Here is a 268-nt window from a genome sequence, read left to right on the forward strand (position 1 = left end):
GTTTTCCGAGCTCTGGAAGAACTATGCGCACGGCAACCCGTACGACGATCCGAACGGACAGTACAAGAACCAGTGTGCGATCCGGATGAGCGTGACGCTGCACAAGGTCGGCATCGCAATGAAGTCGTTTTCGCAGAAGCAGGTTCGGCCGATGCCGGGCAAACCGACGCTGGGCCGACTTCTGATCGACGACAAGCCGACCGCGACTCGTGCATACGAGTTCGCGGCGTGGTTGAAGCTGCGGCCGGTCGCGGGAGTACTGGCTCCC

Annotated in this window: 1 protein-coding gene; it reads left to right on the plus strand. The window is 61.2% G+C overall.

Translation table 11 applies throughout. The features are described from left to right. Positions 1–268, plus strand: a 268-nt coding sequence (locus ACH107_RS33850; protein ID WP_412509929.1) for a T6SS effector amidase Tae4 family protein, incomplete at both ends; no start/stop codon positions are given.

This window comes from Roseovarius halophilus (ex Wu et al. 2025) (genome assembly GCF_047086965.1).